The organism is Polymorphum gilvum SL003B-26A1 (assembly GCF_000192745.1).
Lineage (GTDB): Bacteria > Pseudomonadota > Alphaproteobacteria > Rhizobiales > Stappiaceae > Polymorphum > Polymorphum gilvum.
Genome location: NC_015259.1, coordinates 4,414,780 through 4,434,201, shown reverse-complemented (window position 1 = coordinate 4,434,201; position 19,422 = coordinate 4,414,780). Strand labels below are relative to the sequence as shown.

The window sequence follows — 19,422 nt, the reverse complement described above, 5'->3', positions numbered from 1 at the left end:
CGACCGACAGGAAAGGGTGAACCCCTCCGATGTTGCAACACCGCGATGGGTTGAGGGATCAGGGCGTTCCCACTATGTTCGAACTGTCCCCAATCGATTCACGAGGCCGCCCATGTCGCTGCAATCGCTCGACCGTACCCAATGGAGTTTTGCAGAGGCGCTGGCCCATGTGCAGAATGTGACGGTCGCGCGGCGCGCGGTGGAAGCGGCAAAGCTGCCGCCCAAACCGGTGCCGGCATACCAGACCTGGAACCCGCCGCAGGATCCCAAAGTGGCCTGGAAGGCGGAGGCGGAGACCGAGTTGCTCGTCGCTCTGCGAGACGGAGATCTTCTGGCGCAGGGGCGCTTCACCGAGGAGCGGACGCATGGTTGGGGCAACGGCGGCAGTAGTAGCGGCTTTGGTCTGCATTCGGGCTACCACACCAGCATACGTCCCGAGCAGTGGCGCGAGGGCAAGTATTCATTCGGGCGACTGACCGCGCGGGATTGGGAATTCATCGACATCCGCGTGGCGCGTTTCCTCGTGAAGGCGATCTGGCCGGATTACATCCCGGAGCCGGTGCGACCCGCGCAAGGCGCAGCAGATGCAATATACACCACGCCCTATCTCGACCTGATGCAGGCCGCGATTGCACATTTCGGAATTTCACCGGGGAACCAGGGCAAGAAGGAATGCCTCATGGACTGGTTTCTCGAGCAGCAGATCGAGGGCGAGCCGGTGTCGAACAAGCTCGCCGACGCCATGGCCACGCTGATCCGGTTGCCCTCGGCGCAGCGCGGCGGTGCGAAGCGGGTGTTGGGTCCGGATCTGCGGCAGACCGGCTGACGCGGGAGACGGCACCTGGTCGACACATGACCGTCATTGGCATATATTGCCAATATGCCCAAGGGAGATGCCGATGCCGACCCGCAATGTCGTCCTGACCGACAGCCAGACCGACCTGATCGAGCGACTGATCGCCGATGGTCGTTACCAGAACGCGTCGGAGGCGCTCCGGGCCGGGCTTCGGCTGCTCGAGCGCGAGGAAGCCGAGATGACCGCCTTGCGCAACCGGCTCGCCGCCGGACTGGACGAAGCGCGCTCGGGTGCGCTCGCCGAGGGCACCGGTGAGGACGCGATCCGCAGGGCCTTCGCCGCCGCGCGCACCGCGTCCTGATGCCGAAGCCGTGGCGGCTGACGCGGCAGGCGGAACGGTCGCTCGTCGAGATCGCCCGCTGGACGCTGGAGACCTTCGGGCCGCGCCAGGCCGAGGCCTACGAGGCCGATCTCATCGCCCGCTGCGCCGCCATCGCCGCGGGTGAGGCGCCCTCGCAGGACTGCCGCCGCCTGATCGATCCCGACCTGCCGGAGGACCTGCGCTTCACGCGGGCGGGGCAGCATTTCATCGTGTTCGTCGAGATGCCGGATCAGGTGGTCGTGGTGGACGTGCTGCACAGCCGCTCGGACCTGCCGCGTCGGCTGGCGTCATTGGGTCCGCGGAAGGATCCCGAACAGCACTGACAATGGCCAACTCCAAGGGGTGACCCCAAGGCCGCGGCAGCCCGAAGACGGGCGGAACCGTTCACCCCGTTCGCGCAGACGCGGGATCACCCCTCTGATCGGCCGCGGCCGCTCAGGGCGCTCTTCAGGAGTCGTTAGGCCCGTTGGGCTCCACCCATGATCTGACGTTATTTCAACGCCTTGCCGGAAGGGGTCACCCCTTTCCGGTAGGGCTGCGCGCGGCCGGGCGGACCGGTTCCGACGTCGCGAGGGCGGTCTGATCCGCGGCAGAACCGGGGGCAACGACCCCCTCATTCCGGTTCCGCAGCACCCGTGTCCGCCTGTCTCCGCCATCTCCAGCGCCCTGCCGGCTCGGCGGCCCTCCGGCCGACCGGCGATGCGCCCGTTCCGCGGGGACGGCGATGAGCGGGCGGGACTGGCGGGCCTTCGACGCCGAGCTGCGTGCCCGCGTGCCGGAACTCGCGGTGGAGCTTCTGGGCAAGCCGACCTTTCGTGCAGGGCAAGAATGGCGCTGGGGTCGCAAAGGCAGCCTCTCGGTCGTCATCTCCGGCGCGCGGGCGGGGATGTGGTTCGACCACGAGGAAGGCCGGGGCGGCTGGTTTTCGGATCTTGTCGGCCGCGACCTCGGCATGGCCCGGGAGGATGCGACCGACTGGATTGCCGACCGGATCGGCATGGCGGCGTTGCCCCGGCCGACCCGTCAGCCGTCGACACCAGGCGCAACGGCGGCGAACGATCCGGCCGAGCCGCCACTGGCGCTGGCCACGGCACCTCCCGAGCCACACCCCGATGGCGATGCCGCGCCCGCGCCGAACCGCACGGATGAGGCCGCCGCGCGTGCCAAGCGGATCTGGACCAGCGCCCGTCCCGCCCCGGAGGACCATCCCTATCTCATCGCCAAGCAGGCCGCGCCGCTCGCCCTGCGCATGGACGCCGGCCGCCGGCTCGTCGTGCCGCTGCAGGACATCGACGGCCGGATCCACAGTCTCGAGACCATCGCGCCCGATGGGGCCAAGCGTTTCCTCGCCGGTGGGGCCAAGAAGGGTCATTTCGCGGTGGCGGGCGCGGAGCCGGGGCCGATTGCCGAACCCGCTGGCCCCGTCCTGATCTGCGAGGGCTGGGCGACCGGCGCGAGCCTGCACATCGCCACGGGCCATACCGTGATCGCGGCGATGGACGCGGGCAACCTGATGCCGGTGGCCGAGGCGTTGCGGGCGCGTTTTCCGGCGGCCGATCTCGTCCTCGTCGCCGACAACGACGCGAAGCCCGATCGCGACGACAACCCCGGCGTCGAGGCCGCGCGCAAGGTCGCGCTCGCAGTCGATGGCCGTCTGGCCGTGCCGGAGAGCCCCGGAGACGCCAACGATCTGTTCTGCGCCGAGGGGCCGGACGCCGTTTCGGCGCTCGTCGCCAGCGCGGCGCGGATCCCGCCGTCACCGCCCACCTATCCCGCACCTGTTCTCACGCCAGACGAGGCCCGCGTCCGCCTGGCCGAGGCCATCGCCGGTTTCATGGCCGCGATCCCGGACTACTGGGCCGCCGTCGAGGCGGCGCAGGAGGAGGCCAAGAGCGCCGACGCCGACCGCGACCCGCTGGATTTCAACATCGTGGCGCGGGCCGCCTTGCCACCGCTTCTCGGCCTGCCGGTCGATGTGGGCCTCGGCAAGACCTCGAGCGCGCGCGCCGCCATTGCCGAGTTGATCGCCGCGGGCGGGCTCGGCACGCGCAAGGTCGTCTACGCCGTCCCGCGCCACGATCTCGGGGCCGAACAGGTCACGGCCTTCGAGGCATTGGGTCTCAGCGCCATGCTCTGGAAGGGGCGCACCGCGCCTGATCCCACGCCGGGCAATCCCGACCAACTCATGTGCCTCGACCCCGAAGCTACCTTCGACGCGCTCGAGGTCGAGCATCCGGTCGAACAGAGCTGCTGCAAGGTCAAGAACGGCGCGGAGCTGCTGCTCTGCCCCTGGTTCCACGACTGCGGCTACCAACGCCAGAAGCCACTGGCGCAGGCGGCGCAGGTCATCGTCTGCGCCCATGACAGTCTCTTTCACATGAAGCCGCAGGCCATCGGCGAGGTCGGGCTTCTCGTCATCGACGAGGCCTTCTGGCAGTCGGGCCTGCGCGGTCTCGACGGCAAGGCGACGCTCACGCAGGACGGGCTGGAGCCCGGCCGGACCTCGCTCACCTGCTATACCGGCAAGGGCAGGATGGATGTCGGCGCCACGGCCGACCTGGTCGCTGCGCGGGAGCGGCTCTGCAAGGCGCTGCGGGTCACGGAGCCGGGTTCGCTGCGCCTCGGCCTTCTGGAAGCGGTCGGTCTCACGCCGGACGACTGCCGCCATGCTGCGACGCTGGAACGCCGCCGCATGCGCGATGCGGGCCTCCGCCCTGGCATGTCGCCGGTCGAGCGGCGCAAGCGGATCGAGGCGGTCCTGCCGCAAGCGGGCGAGCCATGGGCGCCGCCCGGTCGCTGCGCCACGCTCTGGCTGATCCTCGCCGAGGCGCTGGAGAACGGCCACGATGCCGCCGGCGCCGAGCTCGTTCACGAGATAACCGAGGCCGGTTCGGTCCGCGCGCTCCGTCTGCGCTGGCGCAGCCGCATGCGGACCGGCTGGGCGGCCCAGGCGCCGATCCTGCATCTCGACGCGACGCTGCGCCCGGAACTCGTGCAGACCTACCTGCCGCGGTTGCGTCTAGGCGCGCCCGTCGCTGCCCGCCAGCCCCATGTCCGCGTCCGCCAGGTGACCGGCAGCCCGACCTCGGCCCGCGCGCTGTCGCCCTCCGCCGATGCGCCCGAACGGGACCGCAAGGCCGCCGCCACCCGTCTGCGCGATCTTCGCGCCTGGATCGACCTCCGGGCCCGGCAGTGCCATCGCCCCGGCCAGGCAATCGATCTGCTGGTGGTGGGCCAGAAGGCCGCCATTGATGCGCTCAGGTCCGCGGGGCTGCCGCCGCGGGTTGAGGCGGTGCATTTCAACGCGCTGAGCGGGCTCGACCGCTGGGGCGGGATCGGCGGCATGGTGATCCTCGGCCGCACTTTGCCTGCGCCTCACACGGTCGAACTGATCGCCATGGCGCTGACCGGCCGGATGCCCGCATCGAACCCGGAGGACGCGGGCTGGTGGTATCCCATGGTCGAACGCCGCATCCGGCTCGCGGGCGACCGGACCGCGCCGCTCACGATGGAGGAACATGCCGATCCCATTGCCGAGTCCGTGCGCTGGAGCATCTGCGAGGGCGAGCTCATCCAGGCGACGGGGCGCGGGCGCGGCGTCAACCGCACCGCCGCCACGCCGCTCGAGATCGACCTGCTCACGGACGTGGTCCTGCCGGTCACCGTCGATGCGCTCGTTCCCTGGTCCGACCTGCGCCCGACCCGACGCGACCTGATGTCCCTTACCGGCATCGTCCTCGAGAACGCCGCCGATATGGCCGCCTGCTTCCCGGAGTTCTGGCCGACCCGCGAGGCCGCGAAGAAGGACGGCCAGAGGAAGGGGACAAATGGCTATTATAGAGACCTCTATAATAGCAGAATGTCCCCATCCTCGGCGGAGGTGACCTATCGCCCGGAGGGTCCCGGCCATCGCGCCCGCACCGCCCGCGTCGATCTCTCCCGCATTCCCGATCCGGAAACCTGGCTCACCAACCGCCTCGGGCCGCTCGCCAGCTTCGAGATGCGGCGCGTCGAGGGCGCCGACATCGACGCGCCTGGTGCCTCCGCTTCCGCGCGCCTCGACGCCCTCGCATCCCGCCTGACCGACAGCATGCAGGCCGTGCTCGACGCGCGCCGCTTGGCCCTCGACGCGCTGTCTGCGCGGCTAGACGCCGCGAAGCCCGCCGCCCTGCGCCGCACCCACCACCCCCAACCAGAAGAGGAGACCGAGGCATGAGTTTTGACAGGATGCGCCTCTACGACGCCGGCCGCTTCCACGACACGGAGTTGCCCGACTGGTATCATGCGGCCGTGCGCATCAGCGAGACCGAACGCGTGGACTGGCATCGCGCGCTCGAGCGTGTTCTCGACTGCGAATACACGCTGCTGACCGAGGAGGGCTTGCTGGGCGGTGCGCTCGAGATCCGGTTCTGGCCGAGCGAGATCCACGGCTTCTTCGTGCTGATCGAGACCCCACTGGCCTTCGTCGAGCAGGTCGTCGTCCCGAACCCGGCCGACTGGCTGCCCTTCCTCTCGCGCCATCTCGCGCCGCTCATCGGGGTCGCCAACCAGAGCTCCCTGATCGCGCTCCACGGCAGGATCGGCAACGCCTTCATCGCCTGGGCGCGCCACGGCAAGGGCACCCATATCGGTCGCGAAACGGGCGAGAGCCGGATCGACCTCGCCAATGACCGCGACCGTCGCCGCGCCCAGCAGGCCCGCGCGGTGATGGAACGCGAACGGCGGGAGGGGCGGACATGAGCCAGCATCGCCATATCGGCCTCGAGCGCCAGGACGGCTACGACGTCGGCCGCGATCCTCGCGGGCTTTCCACCGACGACCTGGAGCGGCTCGGTCACGCCCGTATCTCGCCCCTGCGCGCCCTGCGGCTGAAATGCCTCGATTGCTGCAACGGCTCGGCGCGGGAGGTGCGGCTCTGCACCGCCGTGGACTGCCCGAGCTGGCCGTTCCGGATGGGAAAGAATCCGTGGGCCGGGCCGGTTAGCGAGGCACGCCGCGAGCATGGCCGGCGCCTCGGCCTTCGCCGTGCCGCCGATCTCGCCGATGCATTTGCCGAAAAGGACGAAAGCTCCGGCTCACCTTCCGATGGGGTGAGGCAGCCGGCAGACGCTCGCCCCCGATCGCTTAAGTCAGAAAAGGACAAGCCGGAAGGAGGGCGGACATGAAAACCATGCGGTGGCATCCCCCGGGCTATGGAGGTGAGCGGCGAGACGCAGACCGCGTCAAACGCGACGGCTGGCGGGATCAGGGCGTGCTCGCCGTCTCCATCGACGACGAGCGTCTGAGCTGGCCCGAGCGGGAATTGATAAGACAGCTGGGCGAGAAGCTGTACGGGCCGAGAAATCGCGATCCTGACGCGCGGGAGCGGTGACCGGATTCCATGCTGGACCCCGGACTCCGCACCGGGGTCCAGACGGGGTCCACCCGCCAACCCGTTGAAGTTTCTGGTTCCTTCTGCGCTATTCCGTATACGGGAGGGCGCAGCGCGGCACATCGCTAGCGACAGGGCCGGATTTTTGGGAAGCCACCCGGAAGCCAGCGCCGACTAGACCCGCCTGAAACACTGCAAATTCAAACCCTTGATTCTGGACACCCCTGGTGGCCGCTGGACCCCGCTTGGAGTCCAGTCTGGACCCCGGAGTCCGAAAGCCGGGGGTATCCACCTTGATCCGAGGAATGACCCGCCGATGACGCTGAGCTTTGCCCCGGATCGGATCGCGATGTGGCCGCTGGCGAAACTCCAGCCCTACGCCCGCAATGCGAAGGCGCATGGCGCGGACCAGGTCGCGAAGATCGCCGCTAGCATGGCGGAGTTCGGCTGGACGGTGCCCTGCCTCGTGGCAGAGGATGGCGAACTGATCGCGGGTCATGGCCGGGTGCTGGCCGCGACGCAGCTGGGGCTGCTTGAGGCGCCGGTGATAGTTCTGGGCCATCTGACCGAGGCGCAGCGCCGGGCGTACCGTATCGCGGACAACAAGCTGACGGAGCTTGGCACCTGGGACGAGGCGCTTCTGTCTGCGGAACTGAACGACCTGCTGGCCGAGGATTTCGACCTGTCGCTTGTCGGCTTCTCCGACGGCGAGTTGGACAAGCTTCTGACCTTCGCGCCGGAGGGGGACGGGGAAGAAGGTGGCGCCGGGGGCTCCGTGCCGCCGGTGACCATCCCCGAGCCACCGCGCAATCCAGCATCACGAACCGGGGATCTCTGGATCCTTGGCGACCACCGGCTGCTCTGCGGCGACAGCACCAGCGCGTCCGACGTGCGCCGCCTGATGAATGGCGAGCGGGCGATCCTGTTCGCCACCGACCCGCCATACCTGGTGGATTACGATGGCTCGAACCATCCGACCCGGAACAAGGACTGGTCTGCGTCCTACGGCACCACGTGGGACGACAGTTCGCAGGGCGCGGAACTCTACGACGGTTTCATCGCGGCGGCCGTGGCCGAGGCCATCGCCGAGGACGCCGCCTGGTACTGCTGGCACGCCTCGCGCCGCCAGGCGATGCTGGAGGCTTGCTGGGAAAAGGCCGGCGCCTTCGTCCACCAGCAGATCATCTGGGTGAAGGACCGGGGCGTGTTGACCCGGTCCCACTACCTCTGGAAGCACGAGCCCTGCTTCATGGGCTGGCGCCGCCCGAACCGCCCGCCGAAGGTGGCCGAGCAGACGCTGCCCTCGACATGGGAGATGCCGTCCTTCGCCAAGGACGAGCGCCCCGACCATCCAACCCCGAAACCGCTCGACGCCTTCGGGATCCCGATGCGCCAGCATGTGGCGAGGGGCGGGCTCTGCTACGAGCCGTTCTCGGGCTCCGGTTCGCAGATCATGGCGGGCGAGGCCAACGGCCGCCGTGTCTTCGCTATGGAAATCAGCCCGGCCTATGTAGATGTCGCCGTCGAGCGCTGGCAGGCCGAGACCGGCAAGGACGCGATCCTCGATAGCGACGGCAGGACCTTCGCCGAGGTGAAGGCCGAACGGCTGGGCGAAAAGGCCGAGACCGCTGCCTGATGGCCGTCTACTACAACGATGCCGATCCCGCGGCCTGCGAATGGCTGCGGGAACTGATCGCGGCAAGGCTGCTGCCTGCCGGCGAAGTGGACGAGCGTTCCATCCTCGAGGTGGAGCCCGCCGACCTTCGCGGCTTCGTGCAATGCCATTTCTTCGCCGGGATCGGTGGTTGGCCTTACGCACTCCGCCTCGCGGGTGTGGCCGAGGATCTGTCCGTCTGGACCGGCTCGCCGCCCTGCCAGCCCTTCAGCCAGGCCGGGCAGCGCAAGGGACAGGACGATGACCGCCACCTCGCCCCGGCCTTCCTGCGGCTCGTCGCAGCCTGCCGCCCGGAGCTCGTCTTCGGCGAGCAGGTCGCGAGCGCGGCAGTACTCGGACCGGTTGGCAGAAAGTCTCGCGCGGCAGTTGAGGGCCCGGCTGGCTGGGCGTGGCTCGACGCTCTGGCGGCTGACCTGGAAGCGGCATCTTACGCCGTCGCGGCGGCCGATCTGCCGGCTGCGGGCATCGGCGCGCCGCACATCCGCCAGCGCCTGTTCTTCGGCGCCGTCGCCCTGGAAGCAACCCCTCTCGGGGTGGGCGACGGCCTCGGCGCGGGATCACAAGGATGGATCGGAATGCCGGGCGGTGCCGATCAACGCGCTGCTCGGCCGACAGGTCTGGCTCGCGGGCTGGCCGACGGCGATGGCGGGCTCGCCCGCGACTGCAGCGTACAACGCGGCCGGCAACACCGATGCGAGCCGCAGGACGGTGAAGCTGGTCGACTGGTCGAAGGCGCCGACCCTGCCGGCGCCGATGCGACGGACGGCGTCTGGCGAGATCCGGACTGGCTCCTCTGCCGGGATGGAAAATGGCGGCCCGTTGAGCCCGGAACATTCCCGCTGGCTGATGGGCTACCCGGTCGCATGGGGCTGCTGCGGGGCTACGGCAATGCGATCGTACCGCCGCTCGCGGCGGAGTTCGTGATGGCGTTTCTGGAGAGCCTGCGATGAAGCAGAGCCGGACCATGTCGATGGTCGAGGCCGCGGCAAACGTTGTCGTCGGCTACGTTCTGGCCATCGCCACGCAGATCGCCGTGTTCCCGTGGTTCGGGATCGAGGCGAGGCTTGCTGAGCATCTGTCCATCGGCCTCGCCTTCGTGGGCGTGTCGCTGGCGCGGGGCTATCTGCTGCGCAGGCTGTTCGAGGCGATCCGGATGCGGAGCTTGGAAAAAGAGACCGCCGCCCCATGCGGGACGGCGGCATCGGGACCGTCGTGATATGCGGTGTCAGTCCTCGGCGATCATGTACGCCCTGCCGCGCCCCTCGATCTTGTCAGAGGTGATCGTCAGGCCGAGTTTCTTTTTCAGCGCGCCGGCAAGCGCACCCCTCACGGTGTGTGGCCTCCACTGAAGCGCGGTCGCGATTTCGTCGATGGTGGCACCGCCCTCGGCGCGGAGCATCTCGATCAGCTTGACCTGCTTCGTGCCTGCGCGCGGCGTGCGCGCCTTGGGCGCGGGATCGGCCTCGGCGGGAGCGTCCTGCGGGTCCTCCGCACTCGGCGCCACGTCGGCGCCCGTGGGCGCGCTGTCGCCGCCTTCCGGCTCGACGCCGATGGCGGCGAGACCCGCGTCGGTGATGTACAGGAGGATGGCGTCGCCGTCCTCGTCGTTGCGCCAGATGCGGTTGAGCGCGGCATCGGCCTTGGTCTGGCTGTCGGTCACTTTCTCGGCGATCAGCCCGCGCTTCATGAGCGCGCCGATCACCTTCTTTGCCGCGCCTCCGCGCAAGCTGCCGGGCAGCGGCAGGACGTTGCGGTCGTCGCGCTGCGCGGCGGCGCTGAGGATCACGAGTTGGGTGTCGGAAAGCTTGGTCATCGGGGGTCTCCTTCATCGGGGCCGCGACCGTCGCGACCCTTCTACGACCCCGAGCCGCGCAGGACGCGCGGCGGGAGTTCCGGCGGTGCCGGAGATCACTCGGCGTGTTCGCCCTCGCCAAAGGCGCTGTCGGTGATGCGCTTCACGAGGCTGGCGTAGTGTTCGAGGGTGCCGACGTGGCCCCAGTTCACTTCGTCGGGGTGGGCGTTGAAGTGGTCGTCGCTGAGCGCCTGCAGGCGGGCGAGCATCTCGTCGATCTCGGCCTTCTTGCCGATGAAGGCGGCGAGCGCGTTCGCCCGGTTCCTCGAACCAGTGGCGGAACCGGGCTCACCCTTGTTCCGGCGCGCCTTCTCGGCGCGGAGTTCATGCCGGGGTGTGGTCTGGGGGTGAGGCGGCTCATGGCGGGCTCCGTAGCTGAGTTGCATCGTCCTTGTGATGACAGGTTCGCTCTGGTCGGGAGGCTTATCAACACCATAAGCACATGATTTCGAATGATAATCGGAGCGCGCCATGCAGGGCATGAGCGAGCGCCAGTACGCTGTCCATGTCGGGCTGTCGCGCGGTGCGATCCAGAAGGCCAAGGCGACGGGGCGGCTGGTGCTGCACGAAGATGGCAGCATCGACGCCGCGGCCTCCGACAAGCGGCGGGCCGAGACGACGGACCCGTCGAAGATCCGCAAGCCGCCCGCGCCGAAGCTGAAACCCGTGCCGGAGGCAGCCGTCGCCGCCGTCGGCGACACGTTGCGGGAACAGGGATTGACCGCTCCGGCCGTCGGCGGCGGCACCACCTTCCTGCAGGCCAAGACCGCGAACGAGGTGCTGAAGGCGCAGGAGCGGCGGATCCGGCTGCAAAAGCTCAAGGGCGAACTCGTCGACCGCGCCCGAGCGGAAACGCTCGTGTTCCGGCTCGCGCGCGAGGAACGCGACGCTTGGGTCAACTGGCCGGCGCGGGTGGCGGCGCCGATGGCCGCCGAACTGGCATTGGCGCTCGCACAGGCTGCGGATGCCGAAAACGGAAATGCGAAACCGGCGGTCACGACCGCGCTGATCCAGAGACTGCTCGAAACCCATGTCCGCGCCCAGCTCGAAAGCCTCGCCGAGGTCCGGCCGAGGCTCGGGTGAGAGCGCGCTCGACTTCGACGGCGCGGAAGGACTGCTTCGGGCGTGGCGCAGCGGCATCCGCCCCGATCCGGATCTGACGGTCTCGCAATGGGCGGATCGGCATCGGCGGCTGGGGTCGCGCGCCTCCGCCGAACCGGGGCAGTACCGGACAGCGCGTACGCCTTACATGCGCGAGATCATGGACCGGCTGAGCCCCGGCGATCCGGCCCAGCGTGTCGTGTTCATGAAGGCGGCCCAGGTGGGCGCGCCGCTCGCGCTCGACACCGCGGTGCCCACGCCCTTTGGCTGGACGACCATGGGCGAGATCGCCGAGGGCGATCTGCTCTACGACGAAAGCGGCCGCATCTGCCGGGTCACGGGCCTGTCGCCGGTGCTCGAGGACCGCGCCTGCTTCGAGGTGGTCTTCGACGATGGCGAACGGATCGTCGCCGATGGAAAGCATCGCTGGCCGGTGTGGGACTTCACGAACGACCGGCCGGTCGCGCGAACGCTGACCACGGAACAGATGGCCGGGCGCGTGACGATCGGGGCGGCGGGCAAGCGCAGGCGCTATGCCATCGACTGTTGCGGCGCGGTCGACATGCCGGAGCAGGATCTGATCCTGCACCCTTACGTGCTCGGGCTCTGGCTTGGGGACGGCTCGTCGATCATGAACCATGTGTCGGTGCATGAGGATGACGCCGAGATCGTCGAGCATCTGCGCGACTGCGGTGTCGAGGCCGAATTCCGGCTGCCGACGTGGCGCAAGGGCCGGATTGCCAATGTGGTGATCGATCCGACCTTCCGAACGCGGCGGGCGGATGGCGGGTCGGTTTCGGAATGCTTCCGATCACGCTTCGTGACGCGGCTGCGCCAGCTTGACGTGCTCGACAACAAGCATGTGCCGCTCCCGTACATGCGGGCGAGCCGCGCGCAGCGGCTCGAGCTGGTGCGCGGGTTGATGGACTCCGACGGCACGATCACACCTGACGGCAAGCGCTGCGAGTTCTCGAACGCCGACCGGGGGCTCGTCGACGCGATGGTCGAACTGCTCCGCAGCCTCGGCTACAAACCGGCGGTCTATCGCATGGCCAGTCGGCGGAAGGTCTTCGGGCGGGACGGCCGCGCGACGACGTCCGCCGAGTACTGGCGCGTGTCGTGGACGGCCTATGCCGAGGAGCCGATGTTCCGGCTCTCGCGCAAGCGGGCCCGGATGCGCTCGATCGAGTCCGGGCGGCCGTGGAAAAGCCGTCGCCGGCGCATCGTCGCGATCCGGCCTGTGCCGAGCGTGCCGGTGCGCTGCATCGAAGTGGACTCGCCGAGCCACCTTTTTCTGTGCGGGAAGGGCTGGATCCCGACGCACAACACCGAGGCGGGCAACAACTGGATCGGCTTCGTCATCCACCAGGCGCCGGGGCCGATGCTCGCGGTCCAGCCGACGGTGGAACTGGCCAAGCGGAACTCGCGCCAGCGCATCGACCCGCTGATCGACGAGAGCCCCGAGCTGCGGGAGCGGGTCAAACCGGCCCGGTCCCGCGACGCGGGCAACACGATGCTTTCGAAGGAGTTCGCGGGCGGCATCCTGATCATGACCGGGGCGAACTCGGCGGTGGGGCTGCGGTCCACCCCGGCGCGTTACATCTTCCTCGACGAGGTCGATGCCTATCCGGCCTCGGCCGACGAGGAAGGCGATCCGGTGACGCTGGCCGAAGCGCGCTCGCTGACCTTCGCCCACAGGCGCAAGGTGTTCCTTGTCTCGACCCCGACGATCCGGGGGCTGTCGCGCATCGAGCGGGAGTTCGAGGCGTCCGACCAGCGGCGCTACTTCGTGCCGTGCCCGCATTGTGACGCGATGCAGTGGCTGAAGTTCGAGCGGCTGCGCTGGGAAAAGGGGCGGCCGGAGACGGCGGAATATCACTGCGAGGGCTGCGAGCGGACCATCGCGGAGCACCACAAGACGCAGATGCTCGAGCGCGGCGAGTGGCGCGCGACCACCACGGCCGCCGATCCGACCACGGTCGGCTACCACCTCTCGGCGCTCTATTCACCGGTCGGGTGGCTCAGCTGGCAGCGGATCGCGCGGGCGCATGAGGCGGCACGGGGCAGCGACGAGGCGATGCGGGCATTCCGGAACACCATCCTCGGCGAGACCTGGATGGAGACCGGCGAGGCGCCCGACTGGCAGCGGCTGGCGGACCGGCGCGAGGCGTGGGCTCCAGGCACGGTGCCCGAGCGCGGTCTGTTCCTGACCGCGGGCGCCGACGTGCAGAAGGACCGGATCGAGGTCGATGTATGGGCCTGGGGCCGAGGCCTCGAAAGCTGGCTCGTCGATCACCTCGTGCTCGAGGGCGGACCGGGCGATCCGGCTTGCTGGCAGCAGCTGACCGACCTGCTCGGGCGAACATGGGCGCATGGGTCTGGCCAGCGGATGACGCTTGCCCGGCTCGCCATCGACACGGGGTATGAGACCAGCGCGGTCTATGCCTGGTCGCGCCAGGTGGGCTTTGCGCAGGTGGCGCCGGTGAAGGGCGTCGAGGGGTTCGCGCGAACGAGTCCGGTGACCGGGCCGACCTATGTCGACGCGACCGTCGCGGGCAAGCGGCTCCGGCGCGGCGCCCGGCTCTGGACCGTGGCCACATCGACCTTCAAGGCCGAGACCTATCGCTTCCTGCGGCAGGACCGGCCGACGCGGGAAGAACAGGCGGCGGGCGCGCTGTGCCCGCCCGGCACGATCCACCTGCCGGACTGGGCGGACGGCGAATGGCTGAAGCAGCTGACCGCCGAGCAGCTGGTGACCGTGCGGACGAAACGCGGCTTCGCGCGGCTCGAATGGCAGAAGCTGCGCGAGCGCAACGAGGCGCTGGACACACGGGTCTATGCCCGTGCGGCGGCGTGGATCGCGGGCGCGGACCGCTGGCCCGAGGCGCGCTGGGCTGATCTGGAGGCCCAGCTCGGGGTGGCGAAGCAGGACGGACCCGAGGCCGGACCGGGAACGCCGGCGCACGTTGAGAGACGAACCTCGCCGCGCCGGCGCACGGTGCGCTCGAGCTACATGAGGTGATCCATGGCCACGGCCGCAGAGCTCCGCGCCCGGCGCGACGCCCTGACCGCGCAGCGGTCCTCGGGCGTGGCGCGGGTCAGCTATGACGGCAAGACCGTGGACTATCGCAGCGTGACGGAGATCGACCGGGCCGTCGAGGCGCTGGATCGCGAGATCGCCGCGGCCGAGGGGCGTCGGATTGTCCGGCAAGTGCGCGTAACGACGGCGAAGGCTCTCTGAACCCATGGGCATCTTCGACCGTTTCCGCCGCCGCTCGACCGGCGGTCCCGCTGCGGTGCGCGCCCGCCTCGAGGGCGCCATGGCGAAGCGCCGGCTCCGTGGCTGGAACCCGCCCTTGGAGAACATCAACGCGCTGGTGGCCTCGGGCGGGCCGCGACTGCTGGCGCGGGCGCGCGAGCTCGTGGTCACCAACGGCTATGCGGCGAACGCCTGCGAGGCCTTCGCCGCGAACCTCGTCGGCGACGGGATCAAGCCCTCGTCGCTGATCGAGGATGCGGCCCTGCGGGATCGCGTCCAGCGGCTCTGGCTGGCCTGGACCGACGAGGCGGATGCGGACGGGCTGACCGACTTCTACGGCCTGCAGGCCATGGTCGCGCGCGAGATGTTCGTGGCCGGCGAGTGCTTCGTCCGGCTGCGGCCCCGCCGGGCCGAGGACGGGCTGACGGTCCCACTGCAGATGCAGCTCCTGCAATCGGAGATGCTGCCCTTCGAGAAGACCGGCACCGCGGCGAACGGGAACCGGCTGCGCTGCGGGATCGAGTTCGATGGGATCGGCCGCCGCGTGGCCTACCACTTCCGCCGCCGCCACCCGGGCGACAGCACCGACCAGGGGGCGGCCATCCCGGAGACGGTGCGTAAGCGCCACGGCGTGACCCTACGCGGCGAGGCTTGACGGCATCCTGAAGCGCCACGGCATAAGGTCTTCGATGCCACTCTGCGGATGGCCGTCGAGGATGGCGCGAAGGGTGGCTTCGAGGTAGTCGACGGGGTTCACGCCGGACATCTTGCAGGTGGCGACCAGCGAGGCGAGCATGGCCCAGTTTTCGGCACCGACCTCGTTGCCTGCGAAGAGCGCGTTTTTCCGCGTCAGGGCAATCGGTCTGATTTGATTTTCGACAGGGTTGGTGTCCAGCTCGAGGGTGCCTTCGTCCAGAAAGCGGATCAGGCCGGGCCAGTGCGCGAGGGTGTAGCGGATGTCCTCGGCCAGCTGGGATTTCTGCGGGATGCGCGAGAGCTGGGCTTCCAGCCAGGGCTTGAGTGCTGTGATGATCGGGCTTGCATGTTCGCGTCGGGCGAGCAGCCGCACTTCCGCATCCTTGCCGCGCACGGTCTTCTCGATCTGATACAGCAGCGCGATCTGGCGCAGCATCTCCTCGGCGATGGGGGAGCGGTCGCTCTCGAAGCGTTTCACGAAGCGGCGGCGGACATGGGTCCAGCAATAGACCAGCTGCCACGGGCCGGTGTCGCGCGCGATCTCCGTCAGAGCGTTGTAGGACTGATAGGCGTCGCATTGCAGGAACCGGCCGCGGTATCCGGCAAGGAACTTCAGCGGATGCTCCTTCCCCCTCCCGGGGGCGTAGTGGAAGAGCACGATGGGTGGGCCGACACCGCCATGGCCGCGATCATCGGACACGACGGCCCAGAAGAAGCCGCTCTTGGTTGCCTTGCGGCCCGGGTCCAGCACCGGCGCGCGGGTCTCGTCGACAAAAATGCGGTCCGCGCCGCGCAGATGAGCCTTCATGTGATTGATGATCGGCATCAGGTGGAAACAGGCGCGGCCGACCCAGTTGCCGAGCGTGCCGCGGTCCAGATCTATCCCCTGCCGTTTGAAGATCTCCGCCTGGCGGTAAAATGGCAGGTGGTCACCGAACTTGGACACGATGATCGAGGCGATGAACAGTTCCGTGGGCAGCCCGCCGGGCACGACATGCTCGGGTGCGTGCGCCTGTGCCACGGCCTGCGAGCAGCGGCGGCAGGCATATTTGGGCCGCCGCGTGACCAGCACCCGGAACTGCGCGGGGATCACGTCGAGCCGTTCGGACACGTCCTCGCCGATCTTCGCCATCTCGCCGCAGCCGCAGGGGCAGCGCGTGCTTGCAGGCTCGATCACGCGCTCGACCCGGGGCAGATGCGACGGCAGATGCCCACGGTTGCGCTTGGGCTTACGGGGCTCTTCACCGCGCGCCCTTTGCATCGCAGCTTCAGCCTTCTCCTGTGCGGCCTCGAGCACTCCCTGGGCCAGTTCGGCATCTTCCAGAGGGAGGTTGAACTGATCAGGCGACAGCTTCTCCGAGCGCTTGCCGAACTTCTCGCGCTGCGACGTGCGCAGGATGTCCTCCAGCCTACGGTTCGCCTCCTGCGACTCCGCAAGCGCCGCCTCCACCTCAATCAGGCGGGCTTTCAGAAGGGCGTTTTCTCGGGCGAGAACGGCGGCATCCATGGTCCGAAGTGAATCATGAGACACCCGTTCTGGCCAGCAAAAACAGGAGTTTCCAGAGCCCCCAGGCGATCATCCCGCCACCAGCGGGCGCCGCGCGCGCTCCGGCCGGACCAGCCGCCAGTCCAGCCCTTCGAACAAGGCCGCCATCTGGGCGGAGGATATCCGCATCACCCCGTCCTGCGCCTGTGGCCAGACGAACTTGCCGCATTCCAGCCGCTTGTGGACAAGCACCATCCCGGTCTGATCCCATATCAGAAGTTTGATCCGGTCCGCGCGTTTCGACCGGAACACGAAGACCGCGCCACAGAACGGATCGAGCCCGAACATCTCCTGCACCGCCAGCGCCAGGCCATCAATACCCTTGCGGAAGTCCACCGGCCGTGTCGCCACGAAGACCTTCGCCGACCCGCCCTGGCCGAACATCATGATGCCGCGGCCCGCGCCGCGCGGATCGCTCGCGTCAGTTGCCTTTCGTCGGTATCGGCACCCGCCCGGATCACGACATCGCCTACAACAATCTCCAGATCGGATGCGGGACGCGCCGTCGCTGCATCCACCGCGCTGTCGTCGACAACCAGTTCCGCGAACATCGGAAGCGCCGCGATGCTATCGGGCAGAACCAGGTTGCCTTTGCGTATCTGCCTGCGCCAATCGTAGATTTGCCAGCGGGTGGTGCCGTGCTTGCGCGCGACATCGGCCACCTTCACACCCGGCATCATGCTCTCCGCCGCGATCCGCGCCCGATCAGCCTTCGTCCGCCGCCGACGCCCGCTGGGCCCCTCGATCACCTCGAGCCGGGAAACCCCAACACCCCTTGAGCCGTCCAAATGGACGTCCATTTTGCCGTCTCTTTCCAATATCCAAACCCTCCGTCACGCACATGCGCGCAGAATGGCCGGATCAGCTCAGAAATGGCAGGAGGTGGTCGGCGTCGCGCTTACGACGGTGCGCGTGCCGGCGGCGGACGTGCTGCACATCTATCGCCCCATCGACGCGGGCCAGATCCGGGGGCTGCCGCATATCGCGCCGGCGATGGTGCGGCTGTTCCTGCTCGACCAGTACGACGACGCCGAGCTCGACCGAAAGAAGACCGCGGCGATGTTCGCGGGCTTCATCACCAAGACCGCGCCGGAAGAGCCGATGATGGGCACGGAGGAGTCTGAGGCCGACGGCGCGGCCATCGCCAGCCTCGAGCCCGGCACGCTGCAGGTGCTGCTGCCCGGCGAGGACGTGAAGTTCTCGTCCCCGGCGGATGTCGGCGGCGGCTACGAGGCGTTCCAGTACCGCACGTTGCTGGCGGTCTCGGCCTCGCTGGGGCTGCCCCCGGCACGCCCGACACCGAGGCCGCAGCTCCGTGCCCGTCTGTTCGCTGTTCGGCCAGCAAAGATCGCACATGTCACCGCCCCGCTTCGGGGCAGTGAATCACGTAGCGCGCCAAATCAACGCATCCTGACCCTTATCCGCAAATGGCGGTGTAAAGCCGCATTCAGGCCAGGCCTTCTTCCTTGAGCGCCTGCTGAACTGCGGGGCGGCTGCCGATGCGCTGTGCGTATTCGCCCAGCTTCGGCCAAGGCGACATGTCCATCTTCAGGAAATTGCACCAGCCGAGCAGCGTGAAGAAATAGGCATCGGCGATCGTGAAGCCATCTCCAACGAGGTAGCCAGAGCTTTCGATGCGGTCCTGGGCCGCGGTCAGCCGACTGGAAACCAGTTTCTCGAAAAAGGGCCGGGCTTCGCCGGGCAGGTCCGGGCGAAACAGCGGCCCGATCGACTTGTGAATCTCGGTCGCGAGGAAATTCAGCATCTCGAGCAGCTTCCAGCGCCCCGGTCCGGTGACATCACCGAGGCGTCCCTCCGCCATGTCGGCGATATACTGAAGCACGACTGCGGCTTCCGAGATCTTCCGGTCACCATCGACCAGCGTCGGCACCAGTCCGAGCGGGTTGATCTCGGTGTAATCCGCGCCGTCAACCGTGTTTCCGGTCGGGCTCATCTCGACCCTCCGGAAAGTCGTCGGCAGGCCGGCCTCGAGGCTGGCGATATGGGCGGCCAACGAACAGGCCGCAGGGATATAGTAGAGTTCCATGATTCGACTTCTCGCTTTTGCAGGTGGGTTGACGGTTCAAGGGCTCAAGATCCGCTGGTCAGAAGCGCCAGACCAGACCGGCCCCGACCAGAAGGGGGTCGAGGGTCGCCTGGCCGGCCGCCGGCGGCCCGCCAACCCCGAACGTGCCGCCGACATCGGTTTCGAGCCAGATCTTCTTGACATCGAAATAGATGCCCATCTTCTCGTTTATCATGCTCTCGAAACCGACCTGAAGCACCGCACCCCAACCGTTATCGACCTTGAAGTTGGCGACGTCGCGCCCGTCCTCGTCGAGAATGATGGTATGGTTGACGCCGGCCCCGACATAGGGCTCGAACTTCGGATTTCCCGTCGGAATTCGATACTGGAGCGCCAGAACGGCCGGGGCATAGGTCACGTCGCCCAGATAGGCACCGGCAACGGAACCGGCGCCACGGATCTCTGCCGTGGGCGGAACGCCGAAGGTGAAGCTGCCGGAAAGCCGCTCGTTGAACCGGTAGCCGATATCGAAGGTAAGCGAATAGTTGTCGTCAACCGAAACATCCGCGCCTGGAACCGTCGCGCCGGCGATCGAAAGATCCACGCCGGGGCTGAAAAACACTCCGACCGGACCGCCGCGGAAATACCAGCCGCGATGACCCGCATCCTGAGCCACAGCGGGAATACCGATCGACATTGAAAGACACACGCCTCCGAT

At 68.3% G+C, this 19,422-nt stretch carries 22 protein-coding genes; 15 read left to right on the top strand and 7 right to left on the bottom strand.

Annotation, left to right across the window (positions count from 1 at the left end; genetic code table 11):
* Positions 1–112 precede the first annotated feature (112 nt).
* The 10 genes from SL003B_RS20835 to SL003B_RS20785 all read left to right on the top strand — a co-directional run bounded on the left by SL003B_RS20835 (position 113) and on the right by SL003B_RS20785 (position 9,440).
* Positions 113–826 carry a hypothetical protein gene (locus tag SL003B_RS20835; protein WP_013654487.1) on the top strand — a complete coding sequence of 238 codons (714 nt, stop codon included), beginning with the start codon at positions 113–115 and terminating at the stop codon, positions 824–826.
* A 73-nt stretch (positions 827–899) separates the two neighbouring features.
* Positions 900–1,157: a type II toxin-antitoxin system ParD family antitoxin gene (locus tag SL003B_RS20830; RefSeq protein ID WP_013654488.1), complete on the top strand. Its 258-nt coding sequence runs from the start codon at positions 900–902 to the stop codon at positions 1,155–1,157.
* Entirely contained in the window at positions 1,157–1,501 is a 345-nt protein-coding gene (locus tag SL003B_RS20825) for a type II toxin-antitoxin system RelE/ParE family toxin (RefSeq protein WP_013654489.1), read from the top strand. Before SL003B_RS20830 ends, SL003B_RS20825 begins: the two co-directional genes overlap by 1 nt.
* Before the next feature lie 401 nt (positions 1,502–1,902).
* Positions 1,903–5,394 (top strand): toprim domain-containing protein, encoded by a 3,492-nt coding sequence (locus SL003B_RS20815; RefSeq protein WP_013654490.1) that lies wholly within the window; start codon positions 1,903–1,905, stop codon positions 5,392–5,394.
* The gene (locus tag SL003B_RS20810) at positions 5,391–5,918 is read left to right on the top strand and encodes a hypothetical protein (protein ID WP_013654491.1); all 528 of its coding nucleotides are present in this window, start codon (positions 5,391–5,393) and stop codon (positions 5,916–5,918) included. Before SL003B_RS20815 ends, SL003B_RS20810 begins: the two co-directional genes overlap by 4 nt.
* Positions 5,915–6,343, top strand: coding sequence for a hypothetical protein (locus SL003B_RS20805; RefSeq protein WP_013654492.1), 429 nt, complete (start codon positions 5,915–5,917; stop codon positions 6,341–6,343). The genes SL003B_RS20810 and SL003B_RS20805 overlap by 4 nt, the downstream gene beginning before the upstream one ends.
* Positions 6,340–6,549, top strand: coding sequence for a hypothetical protein (locus SL003B_RS20800; protein WP_479687517.1), 210 nt, complete (start codon positions 6,340–6,342; stop codon positions 6,547–6,549). Before SL003B_RS20805 ends, SL003B_RS20800 begins: the two co-directional genes overlap by 4 nt.
* Positions 6,550–6,865: 316 nt before the next feature.
* Positions 6,866–8,185, top strand: coding sequence for a site-specific DNA-methyltransferase (locus SL003B_RS20795; protein ID WP_013654848.1), 1,320 nt, complete (start codon positions 6,866–6,868; stop codon positions 8,183–8,185).
* Positions 8,185–9,174 (top strand): DNA cytosine methyltransferase, encoded by a 990-nt coding sequence (locus SL003B_RS20790; RefSeq protein ID WP_013654847.1) that lies wholly within the window; start codon positions 8,185–8,187, stop codon positions 9,172–9,174. The genes SL003B_RS20795 and SL003B_RS20790 overlap by 1 nt, the downstream gene beginning before the upstream one ends.
* Positions 9,171–9,440, top strand: a complete 270-nt coding sequence (locus SL003B_RS20785) for a DUF7220 family protein (protein ID WP_013654846.1) — start codon at positions 9,171–9,173, stop codon at positions 9,438–9,440. Before SL003B_RS20790 ends, SL003B_RS20785 begins: the two co-directional genes overlap by 4 nt.
* A 9-nt stretch (positions 9,441–9,449) precedes the next feature.
* Here SL003B_RS20785 and SL003B_RS20780 read toward each other — a convergent pair whose 3' ends face one another.
* Together SL003B_RS20780 and SL003B_RS20775 are read right to left on the bottom strand one after the other, a co-directional pair.
* Entirely contained in the window at positions 9,450–10,037 is a 588-nt protein-coding gene (locus SL003B_RS20780; protein WP_013654845.1) for a DUF3489 domain-containing protein, read from the bottom strand.
* A gap of 95 nt (positions 10,038–10,132) precedes the next feature.
* On the bottom strand, positions 10,133–10,462 hold the full coding sequence (locus tag SL003B_RS20775) for a hypothetical protein (RefSeq protein ID WP_049792625.1): 330 nt from the start codon (positions 10,460–10,462) through the stop codon (positions 10,133–10,135).
* Between the two features lie 85 nt (positions 10,463–10,547).
* Between SL003B_RS20775 and SL003B_RS20770 the strand changes: the two genes are divergently transcribed.
* From SL003B_RS20770 to SL003B_RS20755, 4 genes are read left to right on the top strand one after another with little or no spacing between them, the layout of a single operon-like run.
* Entirely contained in the window at positions 10,548–11,159 is a 612-nt protein-coding gene (locus SL003B_RS20770) for a hypothetical protein (RefSeq protein ID WP_013654843.1), read from the top strand.
* Positions 11,107–14,199, top strand: a complete 3,093-nt coding sequence (locus tag SL003B_RS22935; protein ID WP_083812139.1) for a terminase gpA endonuclease subunit — start codon at positions 11,107–11,109, stop codon at positions 14,197–14,199. Before SL003B_RS20770 ends, SL003B_RS22935 begins: the two co-directional genes overlap by 53 nt.
* A 3-nt stretch (positions 14,200–14,202) precedes the next feature.
* On the top strand, positions 14,203–14,418 hold the full coding sequence (locus SL003B_RS20760; protein ID WP_013654841.1) for a phage head-tail joining protein: 216 nt from the start codon (positions 14,203–14,205) through the stop codon (positions 14,416–14,418).
* Between the two features lie 4 nt (positions 14,419–14,422).
* Positions 14,423–15,091 (top strand): phage portal protein, encoded by a 669-nt coding sequence (locus tag SL003B_RS20755; protein ID WP_013654840.1) that lies wholly within the window; start codon positions 14,423–14,425, stop codon positions 15,089–15,091.
* Here the strand turns inward: SL003B_RS20755 and tnpC are convergent.
* The 3 genes from tnpC to tnpA form a co-directional block, all read right to left on the bottom strand.
* The gene (gene tnpC, locus SL003B_RS20750; RefSeq protein WP_013654839.1) at positions 15,074–16,639 is read right to left on the bottom strand and encodes an IS66 family transposase; all 1,566 of its coding nucleotides are present in this window, start codon (positions 16,637–16,639) and stop codon (positions 15,074–15,076) included. The two genes, SL003B_RS20755 and tnpC, sit on opposite strands and share 18 nt — an antisense overlap.
* A 69-nt stretch (positions 16,640–16,708) precedes the next feature.
* Positions 16,709–17,065, bottom strand: coding sequence for an IS66 family insertion sequence element accessory protein TnpB (gene tnpB, locus SL003B_RS20745; protein ID WP_013654838.1), 357 nt, complete (start codon positions 17,063–17,065; stop codon positions 16,709–16,711).
* Positions 17,062–17,478 (bottom strand): IS66-like element accessory protein TnpA, encoded by a 417-nt coding sequence (gene tnpA / locus SL003B_RS20740; RefSeq protein WP_013650727.1) that lies wholly within the window; start codon positions 17,476–17,478, stop codon positions 17,062–17,064. The genes tnpB and tnpA overlap by 4 nt, the downstream gene beginning before the upstream one ends.
* A 52-nt stretch (positions 17,479–17,530) precedes the next feature.
* Between tnpA and SL003B_RS23920 the strand changes: the two genes are divergently transcribed.
* On the top strand, positions 17,531–18,148 hold the full coding sequence (locus SL003B_RS23920; protein ID WP_013654836.1) for a phage portal protein: 618 nt from the start codon (positions 17,531–17,533) through the stop codon (positions 18,146–18,148).
* Here SL003B_RS23920 and SL003B_RS20730 read toward each other — a convergent pair.
* Both SL003B_RS20730 and SL003B_RS20725 read right to left on the bottom strand, forming a co-directional pair.
* Positions 18,126–18,725: a glutathione binding-like protein gene (locus SL003B_RS20730; RefSeq protein ID WP_013654835.1), complete on the bottom strand. Its 600-nt coding sequence runs from the start codon at positions 18,723–18,725 to the stop codon at positions 18,126–18,128. The two genes, SL003B_RS23920 and SL003B_RS20730, sit on opposite strands and share 23 nt — an antisense overlap.
* 58 nt (positions 18,726–18,783) lie before the next feature.
* Positions 18,784–19,401 carry an OmpW/AlkL family protein gene (locus SL003B_RS20725; RefSeq protein WP_013654834.1) on the bottom strand — a complete coding sequence of 206 codons (618 nt, stop codon included), beginning with the start codon at positions 19,399–19,401 and terminating at the stop codon, positions 18,784–18,786.
* Positions 19,402–19,422 lie beyond the last annotated feature (21 nt).